The following is a 20,708-nucleotide window of genomic DNA, read 5'->3' as shown; positions in this document are numbered from 1 at the left end:
TGCGTATGGCTAATAAAACAAAAGTTATACCGCTACCTGCCATGATACAAGTGTTAGAAGAATCAAAAGAAGACATCGTTGCGTTCCGCATTTCCGGAAAAGTAGATAAGAACGACTACCAGGTGATGCTGCCTGTGCTGGAAGAGAAGATCAGGCAGCATGGCAAAGTGAGGGTCTATGCCGAAATGCAGGACGTAGAAGAGTACAGCCTTGAGGCCCTTTGGGATGAGATAAGGTATGATATCAGCCATGCCACGGACTTTAGCAGAGTCGCTATTGTCGGTGGCCGCAGGTGGACCAACTGGCTCACGAACCTTGCCAAGCCCTTTACTTCCGCCGAAGTGAAGTACTACGATTTCAGCGACAGATCAAAGGCATGGTCCTGGATACACGAAGGCGCTCCGCTGCCAGGCGACAGGGGGCAAAACCCACAGCATCCAAGCTAGGACGCGAAGAGCTACCTTAAATTTTAGCATCCCCAGCCTCCACTGCTGAGAGGCAGAAATCATAGCACGGTGCGACTGCATACGCTATCAAAAGGGCTTGTACAGTTCTTTGCCAAAAACAGGTAAGTCTTCACCAAAGAGCCTTTCTTTTCGGTGAGGACTTATCTGTTTAAGAACAAGCACGTGCCTCTGCACTACTCCTTCTGGTCATCGAGGTTCTACTTACCCGTCAGCAACCAGCTGCACCTATTCCTTCAGGCTTTTCAGGTATGCCATGGTGCGGGGTACCTGGGTGTTTACCCGTGGGCTTTCATCTTCGATAAAATAATGCTTGATGCCTACCTTCTTGGCCGCCTTCAGTATTGCCGGCACATCCAGCTGCCCTTCTCCCAGCGCTACGTCATTCTCAACCGGGGTAAGCCCGGTAAAGTCTCCTTTCACGCCTTTCTTCAGGTCTTTCAGGTGCATCGTGGTCCAGCGGTTCGGGTATTTCAGCAGCAGTTTTGCAGGGTCCTGGCCGCCATGGTAAGCCCACAGCATATCCATGGTAAAAGACACGTACCTCGGATCGGTATTTTCTGCGATGTAATCGAAGAGGGTTCCTCTCTTGTAGGGCTTCATCTCATAGCCGTGGGTGTGGTAGTTGAAGGTGAGCCCGTTTTCTTTCAGCACCTTGCCCACACGGTTAAAGTCTGCCACGGCTTTCTGCGCATCCTCAAACGTGAAGTTATCTTTCTCATGGGGTATCCAGGCCACCTGCACATACTTGGCACCCAGAATCCTGGCTACACGCGCTACCTCTTCCGGGTTTTCCACGATCTGCTCATAGCCTACCCCTACCGAAGGAGCTGTCATACCGCGTGCATCCAAAAGCTGGCGCAAGGATTCTGGTGCTAAGCCAAAGGCATTCACGCCTACCTCCAACTCCGTGATGCCCAGCGCCTGAATCGTATCCAGGGTAGCCTCCACCCCTTTCGGAAAGCTGAAGCGATAGGTATAAGCGGCCATTCCCGGAGTTTGCGGAAAAAGCGGTTTCCCAGACTGGGCAAAAGTAGTGTTTAACCCCAAGAGGGAAAGGCCAAGTAAGCACAGTGGGCGCAATAGTCTTTTCATATAGATTCAGTTAAGTTAAGTACTGCCTTGATTCTACTTTCCTTCCTTTGATGGCTAGCTTGGTTCTCTGCCCTGTTATCCTACAAAAGCTCTTATACGCTGACTACAGGTAATTAACAGGTTCCTTTATAGGATGACAAGAAAGAGAACGATACGGCCCCTGCCCTCAAAGGGGACTGTCTCCCGAACATTTACCTCTTTTAGTACATTAAATCCGGCAGAAGCGTACGTCAAATATTGCGCTTATTCAGCTCGTTTACAGAATGATCCGCAGCACGGGCTGTAAGCGCCATGTAGGTCAGCGAAGGGTTTTGTGTAGAGGTGGAGGTCATGCAGGCTCCGTCTGTTACGAAAACATTTTCGCAGGCATGCAGCTGGTTCCATTTGTTCAGCAGAGAATCTTTCGGGCTTTTACCCATGCGTACACCCCCCATTTCGTGTATGTCAGCCCCGGGAGCTGAATGCGTGTCAACGGCATTAATGTTGGTGAAGCCAGCTAGTGTGAACATCTCAGTAAGTTGCTCCAGGTAATCTTTCACCATCTTATCGTCATTCTCTGTCCAGTCGCAGGAGGTAATGAGTTGCGGAATGCCATACGGATCTTTTTCTGTCGTATGCAGTCGCACATGGTTGCTTTCCCGCGGGATCACCTCTCCCTGCATCCAGGCACTGATGTACCAGTTGCCCAGCTCCTTGTTCAGTAGGCTCTCCTTCAGGCTCGCGCCAATGCCGTCACGGCTCCTGGCAGGCCCGCGCCCGCCGCCTACTCCCGTGGCATAGCCGCGCAGGAAATCTGTATCCTGTTTGTACAAGTTTCGGAAGCGTGGGATGTAGCTATTGTTAGGGGTACGTCCGTCTATGGTCATCTCCTGCAGCCCTTCATAAGAGGCAGAAATCTTGCCCCGGTAGTTATGCCAGGAGATATACTTGCCCAGCAGGCCACTGTCATTCCCCAGACCATTCGGAAAGCGACTGGAGGTAGAATTGAGCAAGATCAGGTTAGAGTTTAGTGCAGATCCGTTCACAAAGATCACCTTCGCATAAAACTCCAGCATTTCCTTTGTGTTGGCGTCTACCACCCGGGCGCCGGTTGCCTTTCCTTTCTGCTCATCATAAATAATGGAATGCACGACCGAGTGGGGGCGCAGCGTCATGTTGCCTGTTTTGGCCGCCCAGGGCAAGGTAGAGGCATTGCTGCTGAAGTAGCCGCCAAAGGGACAACCCCGGTTGCAAAGCGTGCGGTGCTGACACTTTGCCCTCCCCTGCTCCAGGTGAATAGGTTGGGGACTGGTAATATGGGCACACCGCCCCTGTATTAGTTGGCGGTCTTTATAGTTTTTAGCGATGGTGCTCTGGAGGTGCGTTTCGATGCAACTCAACTCTGTGGCAGGCAGAAACTCCCCGTCAGGCAGGTGCGGCAAACCATCTCTGTTGCCGGAGATACCGGCAAACTTTTCGACATAGCTGTACCAGGGTGCCAAGTCTGCGTAACGGATAGGCCAGTCAATAGCAAAACCATCCCGGGCAGGTCCCTCAAAGTCAAAGTCGCTCCAGCGCTGGGTCTGCCGCGCCCAGGTCAGCGACTTGCCTCCCACCTGGTAGCCCCGCGTCCACATAAAGGGCTTTTCCTGCACAATGGGTTGCTCCGCGTCCTTCACGAAGAAATGCATCGTGGCCTCATCTACCCGGCCTTTCCGGGTAATAAACTCCTTTTGCACTTCCAGCGATGGCCGTCCGCGGTGCTCCAGTTCCCAGGGGTGTTTGGTGGCGGTAGGATAGTCTTTGATATGCTGCACATCACGTCCCCGCTCCAGTACCAAGGTCTTCAAGCCTTTTTCGCTCAGCTCTTTGGCTGCCCAGCCCCCACTGATGCCCGATCCGATCACGATGGCATCATAGGTCATTCCTTTTACTGCGTCTATTGATAAATTGGCCATAAGTAACAGAAATGGGGTTAAGCAGTTTTTTTAGAGGGAACTGGTACACAGCCGTAGTAATGCCCCGGGATCGGGGTGTACTCCGTCAGGTTCGTCATCACATACTCGGAAGTAGTGTAACCGAGAATGGTCAGGTCTTTTACTAGCTCATAAAACGCCTTCTGCTCCTCCTTATCCGACTGCTCTAACGTGAGCAGTATATCGGTTCTTTGTGCTTCAGTGCATGCCGCGAAAGGCTTCCCAAATTCTTTGTTGGCGGTAGCCCCGACAGTATCCAGTCCTTTCACAAAATTGTCCCGTACCTCCTGTTCGTAGCAGTCTACTAACATCAGCTGCACAAAGGTATGCAGGCCCAGTTCCTTCGCCCCGGGTGTGTCGGTAGCGGGGATGATCGTTTCAACGACCTCTGCCAGAAGAGCATTCTGTTCAGGTGAGAAACCGGGTTGAACGGTCTGTGCCTTTGCTCTTTTGCTGCCAAGGTCGCACCCTGGGAGTATGACAAGGCCAGCCATCACCAGGGCCATGTTTCGAATAGCGATGCGTCTTTCCATAAAAAACTAATGAGGCTTTTTTATTTGTAACAGAAGGCGTGGTAAGTATCTACTCAAACCAAAAGTAGAACCTGTAACGAACCCTTTCATCTAAGGTTCAGGAAGCTATACCAAGTATAAAGAAACCTACTTAAACAAGCAACTAATTCAGAAGCATGTTGTGCCTTTTAGTTTATTCTTTCCTATATTGTGCTTGCGTACTCACTCATAACAGCAGTATAATTGAGCCTTATGATACATTTACAACAAGCGCTGCGGCGTGTGCTTCCTATGCTGTGCCTCTCCGGCATCACACTTGGAGCGTACTCCTGCCTTAACCCTAAACAGCAAGCTTCTCCCGAACCCGAAGCACCACGGGTGCTGGTCTTCTCAAAAACAAAAGGCTGGAAACATACCTCCATTCCCTATGGCATCGATGCCATTCAGAAGTTAGGGCAAGAGCACGGCTTCCGGGTAGACACCACCAAGAACGCCAGCTACTTTGTGGATGACAGCCTACGCAACTACCAGGCGGTGATTTTCCTGAGCACGACCGGCAACGTGTTAAACCCCGAGCAGGAGGCTGCATTCGAGCGCTACATTCAGGCCGGCGGTGGCTACATGGGCGTGCATGCGGCAGCCGACACAGAGTATGACTGGCCATGGTACAACAAGCTGATGGGAGCGCATTTCTCGAGCCATCCGCTCAACCCGGGCGAGCGCACGGCTACCGTGGAGGTACTCGACAAAGACCACCCTGCCACCAAGGATTTGCCTGAGAAATGGGAACGCAAGGACGAGTGGTACAGCTACAGGTCCTTCTACCCGGGCCTGAAAGTACTGGCTAACCTGGACGAGAACACCTATGAGGGCGGTACAAACGGTGCCTTCCACCCGATTGCCTGGTACCACGAGTTTGATGGAGGGCGCGCCTTTTACACCGGAGGCGGGCACATGGACGAGAACTACAGCGAGCCGCTTTTTGTAAAGCACTTGCTGGGCGGCATACAGTATGCCATGGGCGACGGCAAGCCGTTGGATTACAGCAAAGCCTATGCGAAGGTAGTGCCGGAGCAAAACCGCTTCGTAAAAACAGTTCTGGTAAACGACCTGAACGTGCCAATGGAACTGGCTGTGTCCGATGATGGCCGCATCTTTTATTCTGAGCTGGACGGCAACCTGTTCGTGTATAACACCAAAACAGGGCAGAACAAGCTGATGCATAAGTTTCCGGTCGTAAAAAAAGGAGGCACCGGGCTAATAGGCGTGACGCTGGACCCGAATTTCGCCACCAACAACTATATATACCTCTACTACTCCCCTCCTAAAAAGGAAGAGCCTTACATTTTCAACCTCTCCCGCTTTAAGGTAAACCCTGACAACACCTTGGACTTAGCCTCAGAGAAAGTACTGTTGCAGGTGCCGGTACAGGAAAACAGTGGTTCCCACCATGGCGGCTCCCTTGCCTGGGACAAAGAAGGCAACCTGTACCTTTCTACCGGCGACAGCACAACTCCTTTTCCGTCGGAGGGCTATGCGCCGATTGACGAGCGTCCGGGAAAAGAGTATTATAGCATGGATGCGCAACGGGCTGCTTCTAATACAAACGACCTGAAAGGCAAAATCCTGCGCATTCATCCGGAGCCGGATGGCACTTACACCATTCCGGAAGGCAACCTATTCCCGAAAGGAATGGAGAAAACCCGCCCGGAGATCTATGTGATGGGCACCCGCAATCCTTATCGCATCGCTGTGAACCCTAAAACCTCCGTGCTCTACTGGGGTGAGATCGGGCCAGATGCAGGCAAGGACAGCATTCAGGGGCCTAGGGGGTATGACGAGTTTAACCAGGCAAAGAAGCCAGGCAATTATGGCTGGCCTTATTTTATCGGGAACAACTACGCCTATACGGAATGGGATTTTGCGACCAGCACAGCTGGTCCGCGCTTCAACCCAACGGCTCCGGTAAACAACTCGCCTAACAACACAGGCCTTACCAGCCTGCCTCCTGCTGAGCCAGCCATGATCTGGTACCCCTATGCGGCCTCTGAGGAGTTCCCGGAACTGGGACAGGGCGGACGAAGTGCCATGGCCGGTGCCTTTTATACTTTTGATCCCAACTCACCCTCTAAAAACAAATTCCCCGAATACTATGACGGCTCGCTATTCCTGATGGAGTGGATGCGCAACTGGATCATGGTGGCCCGTTTTGACGAGAACGAGAACTTTGTACGCACCGAGCCCTTTATGGCAGCGAACGGTGATTTCAGGCGGCCGATCGACATGGCCTTTGGCAAGGATGGCGTGATGTACATGCTGGAGTACGGCTCTGTATACGGCGCAGATAATGAGGATGCCCGCCTTGTTAAGATTGCGTACAACAGAGGCAACAGAGCCCCCATCGCGAAGGCTACTATAACGGATTCCGCTGCCGTAGCTGAGATAAACAAGCGGGTGTTCCTGACCTCCGAAAGAGACTTGCCGGAGATACGCGAGGTAGCGGGGCAGGCACCACTGCGAGTGCTGTTCAGCAGCCGTGGTTCGCAGGACTATGACGACAACGATCAACTGACCTATGAGTGGCTGTTCGACGGCAAGACTGTTGGTTCTACCAAGCCAAGCCCCGCCTACACCTACACCCAGAACGGCATCTATAACGCGATCCTGCGGGTAACCGATACAAAAGGACAGGTAGCAACGGACACTGTGAAAGTGAGCGTAGGGAATGCCATGCCACAGGTTACGATCAACACGGCCGGCAACAAGTCTTTCTTCTGGGAAAACAAGCCCCTCCCGTATTCGGTGGTGGTATCTGATAAGGAAGACAGCAAAATAGACCCCAAAAACCTGAAAGTGTATTTCAGCTATAACCCGCAGCAGGGCAACAGGACAACAGAACCTGCCATGGGGCATCAGGCGATTACGGACGCAGGCTCCTTCTCGCTCGGCGAAAGCCTGATTGCCAGCAGCGACTGCAAAGCCTGTCACACGCTGGACAAGGTTTCGGTTGGCCCATCGTACACATCCGTCGCACAGCGCTACAAAGGGAAGAAAGATGCAGTAGCCACACTGGCTAAGAAGATCATAGACGGCGGTGGCGGTAACTGGGGCGAAACCTATGTTATGAGTGCCCACCCGCAGATATCCAACGAGGACGCACAGGAAATGGTCAAGTACATCCTCTCCCTGGGCGATCAGAAAAAGGAAAAGACAACCCTGCCGGCACAAGGCACTGTCTCCTTTAACGAGCATAAAAAAGGCGAGCCTGCCGGCCGTTACACCCTGGCAGCCACATACACCGACAAGGGCGGGGAAGTGGTTGGCCCATTGACGAACTCGGATGTGATCACCCTGCGCAACGCGAAGGTACAAACCGCTTTTGCCGATGCCCATGTTGGTTTCCCAAGGTGGGGCAACAGCCTGAGCGGAGGCGACCACAAGTCCTACATTCTCTTAAAGGACATCGACCTGACGGGGATCAAGCAGTTTACCTATGAGTACTCATCCTTGGACAAAGACGGCGAGATAGAGGTCCGCATCGACTCGCAGGGAGGCCCCGTGATCAGCAGAACCCCTTATAAGGCGACCGGCTCCTGGGACACCTCTAAAAAAGTGTCCGGCAAGATCACAACGCCGACTAGCGGGAAGCATGATGTTTACTTTATTGTCGTGAAACGGGACAAGCCAAATAACGACATCATCACGCTAAAAACCATTGAGTTTGAGCAGGAGGCGTCGGCCTTATAGTCGGGGAAGCAGTGTTTTTCGTAAACGAAGCAACTCGGATTTATTCCCCTTAAACAGCAAGAGGGCCTGTAGCTACAGGCCCTCTTGCTGTTTAAATAAACCAGTTCTTTTAGTCTTTGTAAATAGAGACCTGGGGCTTACCGTTCTTAATGTAGCCGCGGTACATGCCGGCAGAGTTAAAAGGCATGGCCACGTTGCCGTTCCGGTCAAGGGCAATCACGCCACCTTCACCGCCGAAGTCTACCAGCTTCCTTAACACAACCTCCTCTGCTGCTTTCTTAACAGAGTAGCCTTTGTACTTCATCAGAGAGGCAATATCATGGGCTACTACTGCCCGGATAAAATACTCGCCATGGCCTGTCGCCGATACAGCACAGCTGTTGTTGTCGGCATAGGTACCGGCCCCGATAATAGGGGCATCGCCTACCCGTCCGTAACGCTTGTTCGTCATACCGCCTGTAGAGGTAGCCGCTGCCAGGTTGCCGTACGCATCGAGTGCCACGGCCCCGACTGTGCCGAACTTCTTGCCTTCAACAAAAATATTCTCGTTGCTGCTGGTGCCGCCGTCATGGTCCAGCTGCGTCTTCTCCTTGTCACGGATCTGCTGCAGTTGGTTAAAACGTGTCTCGGTGTAGAAGTAGGAAGGATCGACCAACTCCACCCCATGCAGCTTCGCGAACTTCTCGGCACCGTCTCCGATCATCATCACGTGCTCCGACTTCTCCATCACGGCGCGGGCAGCGGTAATCGGATTCTTAATCGTTGTAACACTAGCTACAGATCCAGCATTTAAGGTTTTGCCATCCATAATGGCGGCGTCCATCTCGTTCTTGCCCTCGTTGGTAAACACGGCGCCCTTACCGGCATTAAACAGCGGGGAGTCTTCCATTACATGGATGGTGGCCTCCACGGCATCCAGGCTACTCCCGCCTTTTTCCAGCACGGCATAGCCAGTTTTCAAGGCCTCCTCCAGCTTGGCGCGGTAAGCTTTCTCCTTTTCCGGTGTCATGTTCGCCCGCGTAATCGTACCGGCTCCCCCGTGTATCGCCAGGGTAATCTTATTGTAATCCGGTTTGGTCTGGGCAAGGCCCGTAAACCCTGCCAACAGGAAGAGGCAGAGGAAGTATAAACTCTTTTTCATGGTTTGTTTGAAGGTGATTAAATACAAATAGCAGGGCCATTCCTGGCGCGGTTGCACTTAAAGATACAGCTTTTGTGCCAAAGAACAGAAAGGCTGCGTTGCTACAGCAGTGGGCTACTCGCAGGATTTTCCCTGCTCCCCGTTTATCTTCGTGCCATGGTACTGATTGACAAACTCGCCTGGATAGAGATCCGCGAAAGAAAGATACTGAGCACAAGAAGCAAGGGTAAAGACACCTATTACATACCCGGCGGCAAGCGGGAGGCTGGCGAGTCGGACCAGGAAGCCCTGCTACGGGAAATACAGGAGGAGCTGAACGTGAACCTGGACGCTGAAAGCCTGCAGTTCTTTGGCGTTCACGAAGCCCAGGCCCACGGGCACCCGGAAGGTGTGATGGTGAAGATGCAGTGTTATACTGGCAGGTACCAGGGAGAAGTCCTGGCCTCGGCAGAGATAGCAGAAGTCGTGTGGCTAAGGTATCAGGACCGAGATAAAATATCGCCGGTAGACAAGCTGATCTTCGACGACTTAAAGCAGAAAGGTTTGATTGACTAGCTGTATGCCCCAATTCCTACTAAACCTAAAACCCTGGCAGGCCTTTCTGCTGGTGTTTGTGCTTCCGTTTCTGTTGCAGTACGGCCTGGAGCAGTTAGTTACCTCCTCAAACGAGCTTGTCCGTGTGTGCCTCGATGCTCTGCCTTCCGTTTTTTACACCATGTGGCTTTGGTTGATTGGCACCTATCTATACAGGCGCTTGCCCGGCAGCATTCAGATCCGGGGCATTTACTTTCACCTGGCCATGCTTTATTTTCTGCTGTACACTCTCCTGCTGCTGTATACCATAAGCATCGTACGGGAAAGCGTTTTCATCGGCAAGCTTCCCCTGGGTATGCTGTTCCTATTGGTTCCGCTACACTTGCTCGCCACCTTTTGCTTTCTGTATGCCGTGTATTTTGTAAGCCGTTCCCTGGCAAGCATAGAGCAGGGTGGCGTGGTGGAGACAGGGGCTTATGTGCGTGCTTTCTTTCTCTTCCTGTTCCTGCCTCTTGGCATCTGGTTTTTACAGCCCAGGTTAAAGGGCTTGCTGCTAAAAGAGACGACATGACCGGCGGAAAATAAATATTAGTTCAGAAAAGTATAGCTGTAACATAATATAACACAGCGGATAGCGTTATCCAGCTTAAAATAGGGAATGCTGGATGTTTTTGTAAAGCAATTTTAGCTTAAAGCCTAATCTTTTACCATATTTGTAAACCGTAACCAATTCAACATTAACCAAACAACAATTAAGTAACACCCATGAAATTCAATTTCTTCAAAGCCTCCCTGTCGCTTGCGCTGTGCTCCACGCTTATGGCATCATGCGTATCTTCTAAGAAATACGAAGACCTGCAAGCGAGCAAAGAAGCCCTTGAGCGTGAAAAAGCCGCCTCACAGCAAAAAGTTGATGAGCTGACTGCCTCCCTGAGAGACCGCGAAAAGCGTCTTGCAGACGTTGAGCGTGCGCTGAACGAGCAGCAGAAGATCCTTGACAACCTGAAGAACGACGTAAACGCAGCACTAAAGGGCTTTAACCAGGGCGACCTGAGCGTTAACATCAAAGATGGCAAAGTATATGTTTCTTTGTCAGACAAGCTGTTGTTCCCAACAGGTAGCACCAAAGTAAACCCTAGCGGCAAAAAAGCGATCGACCAACTGGTAGAGGTGCTGAAGAAAAACCAGCAAGTGGGTGTAGTGGTAGAAGGCCACACAGATGACGTAAGCGTAGCTAGCGGCATGAAATACCTGACTGACAACTGGGACCTGAGCGTACTGCGTGCCACAGAAATCACCCGTATGATGACTGAGAAAGGCCTTTCTCCTGACAGAGTAACAGCTGCGGGCCGCTCTTTCTACATGCCGGTTGACACAGGCCGTTCTGCTGATGCGAAAGCAAAGAACCGTCGTACAGAAATCATCCTGGCGCCAGACTTCTCTGACGTATACAAAATTCTGGGTATCCAGGCTTAATTTAAGCGGAGCACCCACACAGAAGCCGATGGCCAGCAGGTCATCGGCTTTTCTTTTTTTAAGGGCTTTCGTACATGCCACCAAAAGTTTTTAATCTTCCTTTTTATCCTGCATCTTACTCCTGGCTTGCTTACCCCATTTCCTTAGCCTGCCGGATCGCTTCAAACAATCGCTGCGGATTCTGTGAGCCGATCAGCAGGGGCTTCCGGTTGTAAAAGAGCAGTTGCACCCCCTCGTTCCCGGATATGTTGTAAGCCTTCCCTCTAAAACTCCACCGAATTCCCCAGCCACCGTAGTCGCCGATCGGGTTGTAAACAACCTGCTCATAGTCCCGGACGGTATGCAGCGGAATACGCACCGGCCGTAAATGGAAAGGCCAGAAACGCACCTGCAGCACCCCCGGCTGCACTTCGGTGGTCAGCGTCATCTTGTAGAAGAAGTACGGAAGGCCAAGTCCCACCGCCACAAAAAGAATCACCAGTTCTACATCTGATACAGGGTTATCGCCAAACTGCCCTCCAAACATGACTTGGGTGACAAGCCCTGCCCAAAAGATAGCAGCCACTCCCAACACCACCACCCAGAGCCAGAACTGCCGGAAGCGCTGTTGTTCTCTGTAAAGTATTTTGTGATTTCCTGCCATGTTCGCAATAGTGATGAACGCGTAGACTTAAAACTCTTTTAGGTTGTAAGGTTTGTTACGTTAAAAAAACATCCAGGCACCAGATGAAAGTAAAACAGCCGGCAACTGTTACAGTTACTGGCTTTTTTATCAGGTTCAGGCTTTGTGCTACTACCCGATCGCCTGCTCCAGATCAGCAATAAGGTCCTCCGCGTCCTCTACCCCTACACTCAGGCGGATAAGGGAATCTCGGAGGCCGGCTTTCATGCGGTCTTCGCGCGGAATGCTGGCGTGCGTCATACTGGCCGGGTGGCCGCAAAGCGACTCCACGCCGCCCAAGGACTCCGCCAAAGTAAAATACTTTACCTTCTCCAGTACGCTGATCGCATCCTCTACCCTGTCGCCTTTCAGCACAAAGGATACCATGCCGCCGAAGTCACGCATCTGCTCTTTTGCCACCTCGTGGTTTTCGTGCTCCTCAAAGCCTGGCCAGTATACTTTCTCCACTTTCGGGTGCCCTTTCAGGAATTCAGCCACTTTACGGCCGTTCTGGCAGTGCCGCTCCATGCGCAGGTGCAGTGTTTTGATACCGCGCAGTACCAGGAAGCAATCCTGTGGCCCCGGTATCGCACCGCAGGAATTTTGAATAAAGGCCAGCTGTTGTGCCAGGTCCTCATCCTTCACAACCACAGCCCCCATGACCACATCCGAGTGCCCGCCCATGTACTTCGTCAGGGAGTGCGTTACGATGTCTGCGCCCAGGTCCAGCGGTGTTTGCAGGTAAGGGGTCGCAAAGGTATTATCCACTACCAGCAGCAGGTTGTTCTTTTTGGCGATCCCGGCGCAAGCTTTAATATCGATGATATTTAGCAGCGGATTGGTAGGGGTCTCTACCCAGATCATTTTTGTGTTCGCGTTCACCAGTGCTTCCACCTTGCTCAGGTCGCGCATGTTGGTAAAGCGGAACTTGATGCCGTAGTTCTGGAAAACCTTGGTGAAGATGCGGAAGCTGCCGCCGTACAGGTCGTTGGTAGAGATCACCTCATCGCCGGGCTTCAGCAGTTTAATTATGGCATCTGCCGCCGCCACCCCGGAAGAGAAACACAGCCCATGCTTGCCGTTCTCGAGGGCCGCCAGTGCATTCTGCAAAGCTGTGCGCGTGGGGTTGTGGGTACGGGAGTATTCATAGCCCTTGTGCTGCCCCGGGGAGGTTTGCACGTAGGTGGAGGTCTGGTAGATAGGCGTCATGATGGCGCCCGTGCTTGGATCTGGCTCTACGCCAGCATGTATTGCTTTTGTTCCGAATTTCATAGTTGTTATCTATTTATTAGCAGGTTTGGTATACTGCAAGTTATAAGAATTAGCCTAAAGGAAAGAACAGCGGCCCCATTCGCCGGAAGCACCAGAGCAGATTAGGCTTTTAAAGCCGCCAAAATCTTTTGTCCTTTGTCTTTCGTCTATTTGCTCATACTACCCATACAAAAAGCTCATGAAGTCTTTCCCCCTGCTGCGCAGCTTTATACGTGAAAATGCCTCCACCTTTGTCTCGATGCTCTTACTCGTCGTAGTGCCGGTGGTGGTGAGCTCTACGCTGGCGGTCGTGTTGTATAACTACCAGGAGCTGTTAGAAGGCCTGAACTGGTGGCAGCTTCTGGCTTACTTTGCTGTGGTCTCCGTTACGATGGCCCTGGCCCTTACGCCTACTACTTTTGTGGCCCTGGTTAGTGGCTTCTACCTGGGCTGGAGCGCCTTTATAGGGGTGGTGCTTTCCTACGGCATCGCGGCCCTGCTAGGCTACAGCCTGGCGCAGTTCGTAGACCACGGCAAGATGATGAGCTTCCTGAACCGCTTCGAGAAGGCCCGCATCCTCATGCAGGAGCTGCGCAACCAGAGCTGGAGCCTGATCATCCTGACGCGGATTTCGCCGGTACTGCCTTTTGCGCTGATGAATTTTGTGCTCTCGCTGCTGCAGGTAGACCGGAAGAAGTTCTTCCTGGCAAGCATTATCGGTATGCTGCCGCGCACCGCTTTCTTCTTTTGGGTAGGCACGCAGGCCCGCGATGTTGTCTCGGCCCTGCAGGACCCCAATGCCGGCACAGGCGGGCAGATCCTGGTGATTGCCCTGATAATCATTTCGATAGGTGGCCTGTACTTTCTTTTCGACCGCGCCCTGAAGCGCTCGCTGCGGAAAGCGGCAGAAAAAAGTTGAAGAAAACCTTGCAGAGGGCTTGCGTATAAAGGAAAAAGGCCTTTACTTTGCATCACAATAACGGAAAAACGGTCTCGTAGCTCAACTGGATAGAGCATCTGACTACGAATCAGAAGGTTAGGGGTTCGACTCCCTTCGTGACCACCGAAAAGCCTCTTAGCAGCACGCTGAGGGGCTTTTTTTATGTGTGCACAATTTGCACACACCTCTTCCTTTTAGGCATCCAGCCGAAAACTTGCGGGGTTTATAAAAAAGTTCTCTTTTTACCAGAGCCTGAGCAGCTTGTAGACTCGGTACACCCGCCTGTGGTTCCAGGCTTGCCGGCTCTCTTCAGGTAGGCCAGCAGCTTGCGGAAACCATAAGTGGGATGGGCGGCAGCCAGCTCTAAAATCAATATGACGAGCAGATCCTAAAAACCCGGCATGCAGCCCTCCCCTTGAAAAGAATCTGTGCCGGTAACGGCTTTACATTCCATGGGAATAGCTTATAGCTTTCACCCGTAATGACTTATTCAACTGCTATATAAGTACTTACAACACTACAAATAGCTTTTAAAAGCCAGTATGCTAGTAGTTATACTTAGTTAAGTTGCGGTTAAGCACCTGCTCTATCCGTATAATCCCCTATGGTTTAGGGCCTTTTTATAGTAACTGTTTTATATCCACTTAACTTAAAAGCTATGAAAGCACCAATCAAAGTTTATTTAAGAGAGATGAGAAGGGAGTTTGGCTACATCCCTACCTGGGAGCCGACCAGGCAAATCATCCTGGGCTCAGTGGGGGTGTTCAAGAAGAACATCTTCACCAGACTGAGCGAGTTGAAGGACTTTGGCATCGGGTTCGAAATGGAGTCTGACCAGCAGCCGGGTATCCTGGAGTATAGCTCCCCTAATGGTTTTGCTATTACAACGAAGGTAGCCGATGCATCCCCCATCCCGGGCAGTAGTATCCCGCAGGATAAAGCAGGGCTTATTATCGATTTCAGCAGGGACAACACCATTATCTTCCGGGCCAACGGCGCCAGCACTCCCACTATCAGGGACCTCTCGCATGTACAGAGCGAGGTTATCCGGCTCTACAAAGAAGGCAAGTGGGACAAGAACTGGTCCGTGGTGACAGAGGCCGTCTATGCCGACCGTTGTACCCTGCTTATCTCCACGCACCGAAATGCCAAAGCGGAACTGGTGGCATCCGGTAATTTTGACCTCTCAGACATAGACCTGGCCAATGAGATCTTCCATAGCAACCAGCATAGCTTCAGAGGCCTGGTTGTTAACTTAGTGGCACGGCAAAGCATCTCCCCCTTGTTTAAGCTCATGAAGCTGAAGAGCAGCAGGCGCATCTCGCCTACCCTGCGCTCGATGGACGTAGACCCGATGGACCAAGTGACACCGGCCACAGCCGATCAGTTTAACCTTTACCTGGGTGAGGTTACGTTTGAGGAACTGGTGAAAGAAGAAGAGGAGCTGCTTGCGCCGCAGGATGTGCTGCAGCGGGCGTTGCCCTTACAGGTAGGCCAGGGACGGGAGAGTCTGCTGGGCAGACGCGTGGAGAACCTGCTGCCATATGACCTGAGATAAGGCAACAGCAGCTGCCCTGACACGAAAACAAGCTGCTGGCAAAGGATGCCCTTGCCAGCAGCTTGTTTTCGTGTCAGGGCAGCTGCTGTACTCTGAGTGGGTGCGTAAGCCTGCCAGGGCAGAGTACAGAGAGGCGGCGACAATCGTGGCAGAGCTGCTGCGTGGCAAAGACATTGCTTTCTGGATACAAGACACGGGAAAGCTGGGAAGGGTGAGCGAGGAAGAGCTTGAGTTTGTTATTGCTGAGCTACTGCCTGTTGCGGCCGCTTCCTCCCTGACCAGGTTGGCCCGCATCAGCACCGATGAAACCAACATGGAAAAGTTCAGGAGGCTGGCAGGCGAAGCCAAGGCGGAGCTGAACGACTCCATCCAGGTCCGCCAGTTCAGGACTTACCGTGAGGCAGTAGAGTGGATCGAGCAGCGGTTGTGAGCGCATGTCCGGCAAAAGGTAAGCAGGGGTAGAGACACAACCAGGCACATCCTTACTCCGGGGTTTCCCTGAAAGGGGGAACCCCGGCCAGGGCAGCCCTGATGAGCCTTGCTAGAAGGAAAACCCTGGGCTTACCGCTAGTCCCCCCCCCCCGTCACCGGAATTTTTACCGTGACCAGCGTACCTGTACCAGTACTGGGCGTGGTGATGGAAAAGGTGCCGTTGAGGAGCTGCACCCGGTCCGTGATAGTACGCAGCCCGATGCCTTTCATTTCACCTGGCTCCCCGCTTATTCCTTTGCCATTGTCGCGTACTTTCAGGGTAACTTCGCCATCCTCCTGCACCAGCAATACATCGGCCTGAGTAGCCTGGGCATGTTTCATCACGTTATTCAACAGTTCCTGGCAGATGCGGTAAAGGGCTGTTTCCAGGAAAGATGCCAGCCGGCCTTCCAGGTCTATCTCCCAGTTGACTTTGACCGGGCTCTGTTCGTACTGCCGGCAGAAATGTTCCACGGCTTTTTCCAGGCCAAAATCATTCAGGATGATAGGAGTCAGCTCGTGCGAGACCCTTCTGGTTTCTTTGATGGCTTCGCCAAGCAGTTTATCGGCAGGCTGAATCAATTCTCCTGGCACCTGTTGCGTTACCTGTTCCAGGTTCAGTTTGGCAGCGTACAGGATCTGGGCCACGCCATTGTGCAGCGCCTCGGATATGCGCCGGCGCTCTTCTTCCTGCGCTTCCAGTACAGCCAGCAACAAGGCTTTTTGCTGGTTCAGCCGCATCTGCAGGTTTTCTGCTTCCAGCCGTTTTACCTCCGATATGTTTAAATCGATGCCCCGTATCTTAACCGGCGCCCCTTGCTCGTCGCGCTGCACCACGGTCTTGACCAGGAGGGTAAGTACCTGGCCGGATACGTGCAGGCGAAGGGTTTCCTCCAGGGGCTCAAAACTTTCCCGCAATTTTTTTACTAGCTGCTGCGCCAGGGGCTTATCGGCCTCTACTGCATGTTCCAGGTAAATCTCCGGCTGCACGGGGCTGCCGGCGGGCAAGTCAAACAGGCGGTACATGCCCGCACTCCAGCTCATTTCGCAGCTGGCAACATCATATTCCCAGCTGCCCATCCGGGCTACTTCTTCGGCCTGCAGTAGTTTGGCCAGGTTCTTTTGCAGTTCTGCGGTGGTGTTCTTTAGCTCAGAGGTGCGTTCGGCTATTTGCTGTTCCAACAGCACATTAAACTGCTGCAGCTTTTCTTCGGCCTCTTTTCGGTCTGTGATGTCTACTACAAACTCCACGCACTCAGTGTCGCTGAGGCGCTTGCCGGCAAACAGGCCCCACCAGCGGGTGCCGTCCGGGCGGATGTACTGCTTCTCGTAAGGGGTGCTTTGCCCCTGGGTGATAAGCTCTTCTTTTGAGCTGAAGGTGGCTTTGATAAACTCAGGCGGTATGAGCTCGTCCCACCGCACCTGGCCGCTTGTTAAGTCAGCTTTCGAGTAGCCGCTCATGCGTTCAAAAGCAGCATTGCTATCGTGGATAGCTCCCTCCAAATCAAGATAAATTACCCCCACGGTCTCAACAGAGAGTACCTTTTGCAGCCGCTCTTCACTTTCACGTAAGGCTTCTTCGGCCCTGGCTCTTTCCACCGCGGCCCATGTTCGTTCAGCAGTTTCAAGTAATAGTGCAATTTCATGGTCAAGCCAATGACGTGGCTTTGTTTGGTGGACAGAGAGGTCTGCTACTAACTTCCCTTTTTTTATGAGTGGTACGGCAACAGCAGCACGCACATCCATGGAATAAAACGCCTTTTTTGAATCATCATCCGCCTCAGCAGTTACATCATGTATGATGAGGCTTTCACCTTTTTTGAGTTTTTCGCCGGGAGGTCCAAATGCAGTAAAGGGAAACCGACCAGTTATTTTTTGAACGGACTTGCTTGTATAATTATCTGTTGCTTCAAACCAGTCTTCATCAATGTTTATCTCAGCATATATTGCCCGGTCTACACTTAAATGCTCTCCTAACACTTGCATTGCGACCCGTTGAACTTCCATCGGATCAGCAATAGGGCGCAAAGCATCATTCAGCCGAAGCAGATATTCCTGCTGTTGCTCCCGCTGTTTACGTTCGGTAGTGTTGGTGAACAGCACAGCCACTCGGCGTTCCTCCGGTGTACCCAAAGCATAGACGTACACATCAAACCAACGGCCGAGCACGGGCGAATAGTCCTCGAAGGTAATCGTTTCGCCAGTAGCCGCCACCTTAGCATATTGCGTAAACCAGGTTTCCTCTAGCCCGGGCACCAGCTTGCGCATAGTGTTGCCCAGCACTGCATCACGCGACAGGCCCGTTAGGCGCTCGAACTGCGGATTTACTTCCAACCACTGCCAGTCCACCTTACCTCCGGCTGCTTCATTTGCTGGCAGCACCTGCCCTATGCCAAAGCCCTGGTCCATGGTCTCAAATAGGGTGCGGTACTTTAGTTCCGACTCCTTTAGAGCTTCTTCTGCTTTGGCTCTCTCCACGGCTGCCCAGGTGCGTTCCGCTACGATTTCAATCAACGCTACTTCATCTTTTGTCCAAATTCGTGGTGTGGTGGTTGCTGCGGCAAGCGACCAGATAACGTTGCTCTCCCCTTTGCGCACACTGGCGCAAACAAAAGCCTGCAAGTTTACTGCTTCAAGCGATTCGCGATTTAAAACAGAAAGTCTTGTGTCAGTACCTATGTCATTAATAACCAGCGTTTCGTCTTCGATCTGCCGCACTGTTTCAGGAAAATCAGACATCCTGACTTCGCCTAAAAGGGAAAGTAGGTCTGCTCTTCGTTGTTCCGATCTTACCACGGCACGATCTTCCAATGGATACAACACGAAAACGTAAGCCCGATCCAAACTTAGGAATTCAGATAGTAATTGTAAGCTTGTATTTTCAATAGTGTGTTCGTCTTTCAACGTCCGTAACGTGTCAGAGAAATGAAGTAGAAATGTTTGTTGTTGTTCTCGGCGTTTACGTTCGGTGATGTCGTTGAATACGACAGCAATAAACGGACTGCCTGCCTCGCCTATACGTGAATACTGATACGTAATCCAGCGACCCAAATCGGCAGTATAGCTTTCGCCTCGCAACGGCTCGCCTGTTTTGTAAACCTGTGTTAAGGCATCGAGCCAGGCCTGCTCGAGATTGGGAAGAAACTCGCTTACCTTTTTGCCAACCACATCCTCCATCCCTGTGATATGTTCGAAAGCTGCATTTACCTCCCGCCAAATTACATCAGTAACGTTTCTAGCCTTATCTGTAACCACCTCCTGTATTGCAAACCCTTCATCAATCGTTTTGAAAAGTGCCTGGTATTTATCGGTGGCTCTTTGTGCTACTTCATCTTTCAGTTGAAGGATTTCCTGCTCCGCTTTTTTCCGGTCGGTTATGTCTTCGGTAGTCATCACAAAGCCATCATCCATTTTTACCAGGGTCTGATGGAACCACTGGTCCTGAAACTGCTCGTGCGAATAGTATTGCTCGTGGTCTATGCTAATACCTGTTTCTGTTACTTCAACAAATTTTTCGAACAGACCCGTTGCCAGAACAGCCGGATTTTGCTGCAACAAGCTTCTACCGGTCATATCACCATAATGCTCCTTCCAGGTATGGTTGGTAAATATCCAGGTAAAATCCACGATCTTTCCGGCTTTATCTCTTACGGCTTCAAACGCCTGGATAAAGTATGGGGAACTATCCAATGTTGCTTTCAAGTTTTCCCGGGCAGTTTTAAGCTCCTGCTCGGCCAATACTTTTTCGGTGACGTCCTGTACCAGGCCTACAAACTTACGGGCCTGGCCATCCGCACCGCAAATTACTTTGCCGTGCGATGCTACCGTACGCCACTCACCGTCGCGGCGCCGGATGCGGCGGGTATAGTAATACGGTTGCCTGTTCTGGGCCGCCTGCTCCAGTATCCGGCGCACTTTCGCGGCATCTTCGGGGCTGGAGCGGGCATCTATCCAGCTTAGCGTGGGGGTAAACGACTGGGGTTCTTCGCCGAAAAGCCGGTACAAGCCGTCGGAAAAGTAAAAGGCGCTGCCCTGTATGTCGGCTTCGTAGCTGCCCAGGCTGGCCACCTCCTCCGATATTCGGTGAAGCTCCTGGCTGGCGGCCAGTTTCCGGCGCAGCTCCCGTTCTTCGGTAAGGGCCTCATGCAGCGTACTTACCTGCTTCTCCTGCAGCACCTGTTCGGTTACATCTTCTACTTTATGAATAATGTACTGCACCTGGCCCTGCTCATCCAGCACAGGCGTGTTAAGCGGCAGCCAATACTTTTCTGCAAAGCCGCCCCCCTGGGCAGCAGGCAAGGGCACATCGTACTGCTGAATTGCCATGCGGTGGGGCTGCTTTGTTGCCAGCGCCTGCTGCAGCGAGTGTTTCAGGTTCTTTACACCATGGGCTGCTTTTGCCATCGGGTTGTCCGGAAATACGTCAAACAGCTGCCTGCCCACTATCTCTTCACAGTTCGTAAGGGTGGCGGCCAGGTAGGCATCCGAGGCAGTAAGTATAGCCAGTTCCGGCGACAGAATCAGGTACAGGTCCGGTACTTTTTCAAAAGCTTTCAGCACTTGCGCCGGCAGTGGAGCAGGTTGTTTCATAAGATGGAGGTTAATTCCAGCTAAGGGTATAAATGTACGCTGAAGTACAAGTTACACATTTTAAACCTCTAATTACAGCACCAGTTTAAACGCGCAAGTCACATTAGAAAAGTGATTGTTTTGCCCGTCAGGATGCTCCAGCTCTGGTTAACCATAACATTAAATTTCCCTACTGTAAAGCCTGGCCTCAGTTAATAAGCGTTTAGCGTGTCTTCCTGAGGTTGAATTGGTTGATGGTTTTTACATGGGTGCCAGGCCGGCAAGCTTACTATCTTTAAAAGGAGTGTAGGAAAAGATGCTCCCGCCGACCTAA

General features: G+C 52.0%; 15 protein-coding genes and 1 tRNA gene. 9 read left to right on the top strand and 7 right to left on the bottom strand.

Annotation, left to right across the window (positions count from 1 at the left end; translation table 11 throughout):
* Window positions 1-41: 41 nt before the first annotated feature.
* A complete protein-coding gene (locus tag CHB92_RS01260) occupies window positions 42-446 on the top strand; it encodes a SpoIIAA family protein (protein WP_089317335.1) in 405 nt (134 codons plus the stop codon).
* A 246-nt stretch (window positions 447-692) separates the two neighbouring features.
* On the opposite strand, the gene CHB92_RS01255 is transcribed toward CHB92_RS01260, so the two are convergent.
* The 3 genes from CHB92_RS01255 to CHB92_RS01245 all read right to left on the bottom strand — a co-directional run bounded on the left by CHB92_RS01255 (window position 693) and on the right by CHB92_RS01245 (window position 4,047).
* Entirely contained in the window at window positions 693-1,559 is an 867-nt protein-coding gene (locus tag CHB92_RS01255; RefSeq protein ID WP_089317334.1) for a sugar phosphate isomerase/epimerase family protein, read from the bottom strand.
* Window positions 1,560-1,789: 230 nt separating this feature from the next.
* Complete coding sequence (locus CHB92_RS01250; protein ID WP_089317333.1) at window positions 1,790-3,496, bottom strand: GMC oxidoreductase; 1,707 nt, start codon at window positions 3,494-3,496, stop codon at window positions 1,790-1,792.
* A gap of 17 nt (window positions 3,497-3,513) precedes the next feature.
* A complete protein-coding gene (locus tag CHB92_RS01245) occupies window positions 3,514-4,047 on the bottom strand; it encodes a gluconate 2-dehydrogenase subunit 3 family protein (protein ID WP_245842239.1) in 534 nt (177 codons plus the stop codon).
* A 231-nt stretch (window positions 4,048-4,278) separates the two neighbouring features.
* On the opposite strand from CHB92_RS01245, the gene CHB92_RS01240 reads away from it, so the two are divergent.
* A complete protein-coding gene (locus tag CHB92_RS01240; protein WP_089317331.1) occupies window positions 4,279-7,773 on the top strand; it encodes a ThuA domain-containing protein in 3,495 nt (1,164 codons plus the stop codon).
* A gap of 109 nt (window positions 7,774-7,882) precedes the next feature.
* Here CHB92_RS01240 and CHB92_RS01235 read toward each other — a convergent pair whose 3' ends face one another.
* Window positions 7,883-8,914: an isoaspartyl peptidase/L-asparaginase family protein gene (locus CHB92_RS01235; RefSeq protein ID WP_089317330.1), complete on the bottom strand. Its 1,032-nt coding sequence runs from the start codon at window positions 8,912-8,914 to the stop codon at window positions 7,883-7,885.
* 156 nt (window positions 8,915-9,070) lie between these two features.
* Here CHB92_RS01235 and CHB92_RS01230 point away from each other — a divergent pair, with 156 nt between their 5' ends.
* The 3 genes from CHB92_RS01230 to CHB92_RS01220 all read left to right on the top strand — a co-directional run bounded on the left by CHB92_RS01230 (window position 9,071) and on the right by CHB92_RS01220 (window position 10,924).
* Complete coding sequence (locus tag CHB92_RS01230) at window positions 9,071-9,469, top strand: NUDIX hydrolase (RefSeq protein ID WP_089317329.1); 399 nt, start codon at window positions 9,071-9,073, stop codon at window positions 9,467-9,469.
* Window positions 9,470-9,473: 4 nt separating this feature from the next.
* Window positions 9,474-10,019 carry a hypothetical protein gene (locus CHB92_RS01225; RefSeq protein ID WP_089317328.1) on the top strand — a complete coding sequence of 182 codons (546 nt, stop codon included), beginning with the start codon at window positions 9,474-9,476 and terminating at the stop codon, window positions 10,017-10,019.
* 194 nt (window positions 10,020-10,213) lie between these two features.
* Window positions 10,214-10,924, top strand: coding sequence for an OmpA family protein (locus tag CHB92_RS01220; RefSeq protein ID WP_089317327.1), 711 nt, complete (start codon window positions 10,214-10,216; stop codon window positions 10,922-10,924).
* Between the two features lie 130 nt (window positions 10,925-11,054).
* Here the strand turns inward: CHB92_RS01220 and CHB92_RS01215 are convergent, their stop codons facing one another.
* Together CHB92_RS01215 and CHB92_RS01210 are read right to left on the bottom strand one after the other, a co-directional pair.
* Window positions 11,055-11,567: a DUF6141 family protein gene (locus CHB92_RS01215; RefSeq protein ID WP_089317326.1), complete on the bottom strand. Its 513-nt coding sequence runs from the start codon at window positions 11,565-11,567 to the stop codon at window positions 11,055-11,057.
* Between the two features lie 150 nt (window positions 11,568-11,717).
* Window positions 11,718-12,857: a cystathionine gamma-synthase gene (locus tag CHB92_RS01210; protein WP_089317325.1), complete on the bottom strand. Its 1,140-nt coding sequence runs from the start codon at window positions 12,855-12,857 to the stop codon at window positions 11,718-11,720.
* 178 nt (window positions 12,858-13,035) lie between these two features.
* Between CHB92_RS01210 and CHB92_RS01205 the strand changes: the two genes are divergently transcribed.
* The 4 genes from CHB92_RS01205 to CHB92_RS01190 all read left to right on the top strand — a co-directional run bounded on the left by CHB92_RS01205 (window position 13,036) and on the right by CHB92_RS01190 (window position 15,764).
* A complete protein-coding gene (locus CHB92_RS01205; protein ID WP_089317324.1) occupies window positions 13,036-13,755 on the top strand; it encodes a TVP38/TMEM64 family protein in 720 nt (239 codons plus the stop codon).
* Between the two features lie 70 nt (window positions 13,756-13,825).
* Window positions 13,826-13,899, top strand: a tRNA-Arg gene (locus CHB92_RS01200).
* Between the two features lie 535 nt (window positions 13,900-14,434).
* Window positions 14,435-15,334 carry a hypothetical protein gene (locus CHB92_RS01195; protein WP_089317323.1) on the top strand — a complete coding sequence of 300 codons (900 nt, stop codon included), beginning with the start codon at window positions 14,435-14,437 and terminating at the stop codon, window positions 15,332-15,334.
* Between the two features lie 70 nt (window positions 15,335-15,404).
* Complete coding sequence (locus CHB92_RS01190; protein ID WP_089317322.1) at window positions 15,405-15,764, top strand: hypothetical protein; 360 nt, start codon at window positions 15,405-15,407, stop codon at window positions 15,762-15,764.
* 137 nt (window positions 15,765-15,901) lie between these two features.
* On the opposite strand, the gene CHB92_RS01185 is transcribed toward CHB92_RS01190, so the two are convergent.
* Complete coding sequence (locus CHB92_RS01185; protein ID WP_089317321.1) at window positions 15,902-20,395, bottom strand: PAS domain S-box protein; 4,494 nt, start codon at window positions 20,393-20,395, stop codon at window positions 15,902-15,904.
* Between the last annotated feature and the right edge of the window lie 313 nt (window positions 20,396-20,708).

The organism is Pontibacter ummariensis (assembly GCF_900188175.1).
Lineage (GTDB): Bacteria > Bacteroidota > Bacteroidia > Cytophagales > Hymenobacteraceae > Pontibacter > Pontibacter ummariensis.
The sequence above is the reverse complement of the archived record's forward strand: the minus strand, read 5'-3'. Positions and strand labels throughout refer to the sequence as shown.

Bases quoted from the DNA above. Each gene is read 5' to 3' on its own strand.
- CHB92_RS01235 (WP_089317330.1), bottom strand. From the start codon at position 8,914: ATGAAAAAGAGTTTATACTTCCTCTGCCTCTTCCTGTTGGCAGGGTTT.
- CHB92_RS01185 (WP_089317321.1), bottom strand. From the start codon at position 20,395: ATGAAACAACCTGCTCCACTGCCGGCGCAAGTGCTGAAAGCTTTTGAA.
- CHB92_RS01230 (WP_089317329.1), top strand. From the start codon at position 9,071: ATGGTACTGATTGACAAACTCGCCTGGATAGAGATCCGCGAAAGAAAG.
- CHB92_RS01250 (WP_089317333.1), bottom strand. From the start codon at position 3,496: ATGGCCAATTTATCAATAGACGCAGTAAAAGGAATGACCTATGATGCC.
- CHB92_RS01260 (WP_089317335.1), top strand. From the start codon at position 42: ATGATACAAGTGTTAGAAGAATCAAAAGAAGACATCGTTGCGTTCCGC.
- CHB92_RS01240 (WP_089317331.1), top strand. From the start codon at position 4,279: ATGATACATTTACAACAAGCGCTGCGGCGTGTGCTTCCTATGCTGTGC.
- CHB92_RS01245 (WP_245842239.1), bottom strand. From the start codon at position 4,047: ATGGAAAGACGCATCGCTATTCGAAACATGGCCCTGGTGATGGCTGGC.
- CHB92_RS01215 (WP_089317326.1), bottom strand. From the start codon at position 11,567: ATGGCAGGAAATCACAAAATACTTTACAGAGAACAACAGCGCTTCCGG.
- CHB92_RS01210 (WP_089317325.1), bottom strand. From the start codon at position 12,857: ATGAAATTCGGAACAAAAGCAATACATGCTGGCGTAGAGCCAGATCCA.
- CHB92_RS01195 (WP_089317323.1), top strand. From the start codon at position 14,435: ATGAAAGCACCAATCAAAGTTTATTTAAGAGAGATGAGAAGGGAGTTT.
- CHB92_RS01205 (WP_089317324.1), top strand. From the start codon at position 13,036: ATGAAGTCTTTCCCCCTGCTGCGCAGCTTTATACGTGAAAATGCCTCC.
- CHB92_RS01220 (WP_089317327.1), top strand. From the start codon at position 10,214: ATGAAATTCAATTTCTTCAAAGCCTCCCTGTCGCTTGCGCTGTGCTCC.
- CHB92_RS01225 (WP_089317328.1), top strand. From the start codon at position 9,474: ATGCCCCAATTCCTACTAAACCTAAAACCCTGGCAGGCCTTTCTGCTG.
- CHB92_RS01255 (WP_089317334.1), bottom strand. From the start codon at position 1,559: ATGAAAAGACTATTGCGCCCACTGTGCTTACTTGGCCTTTCCCTCTTG.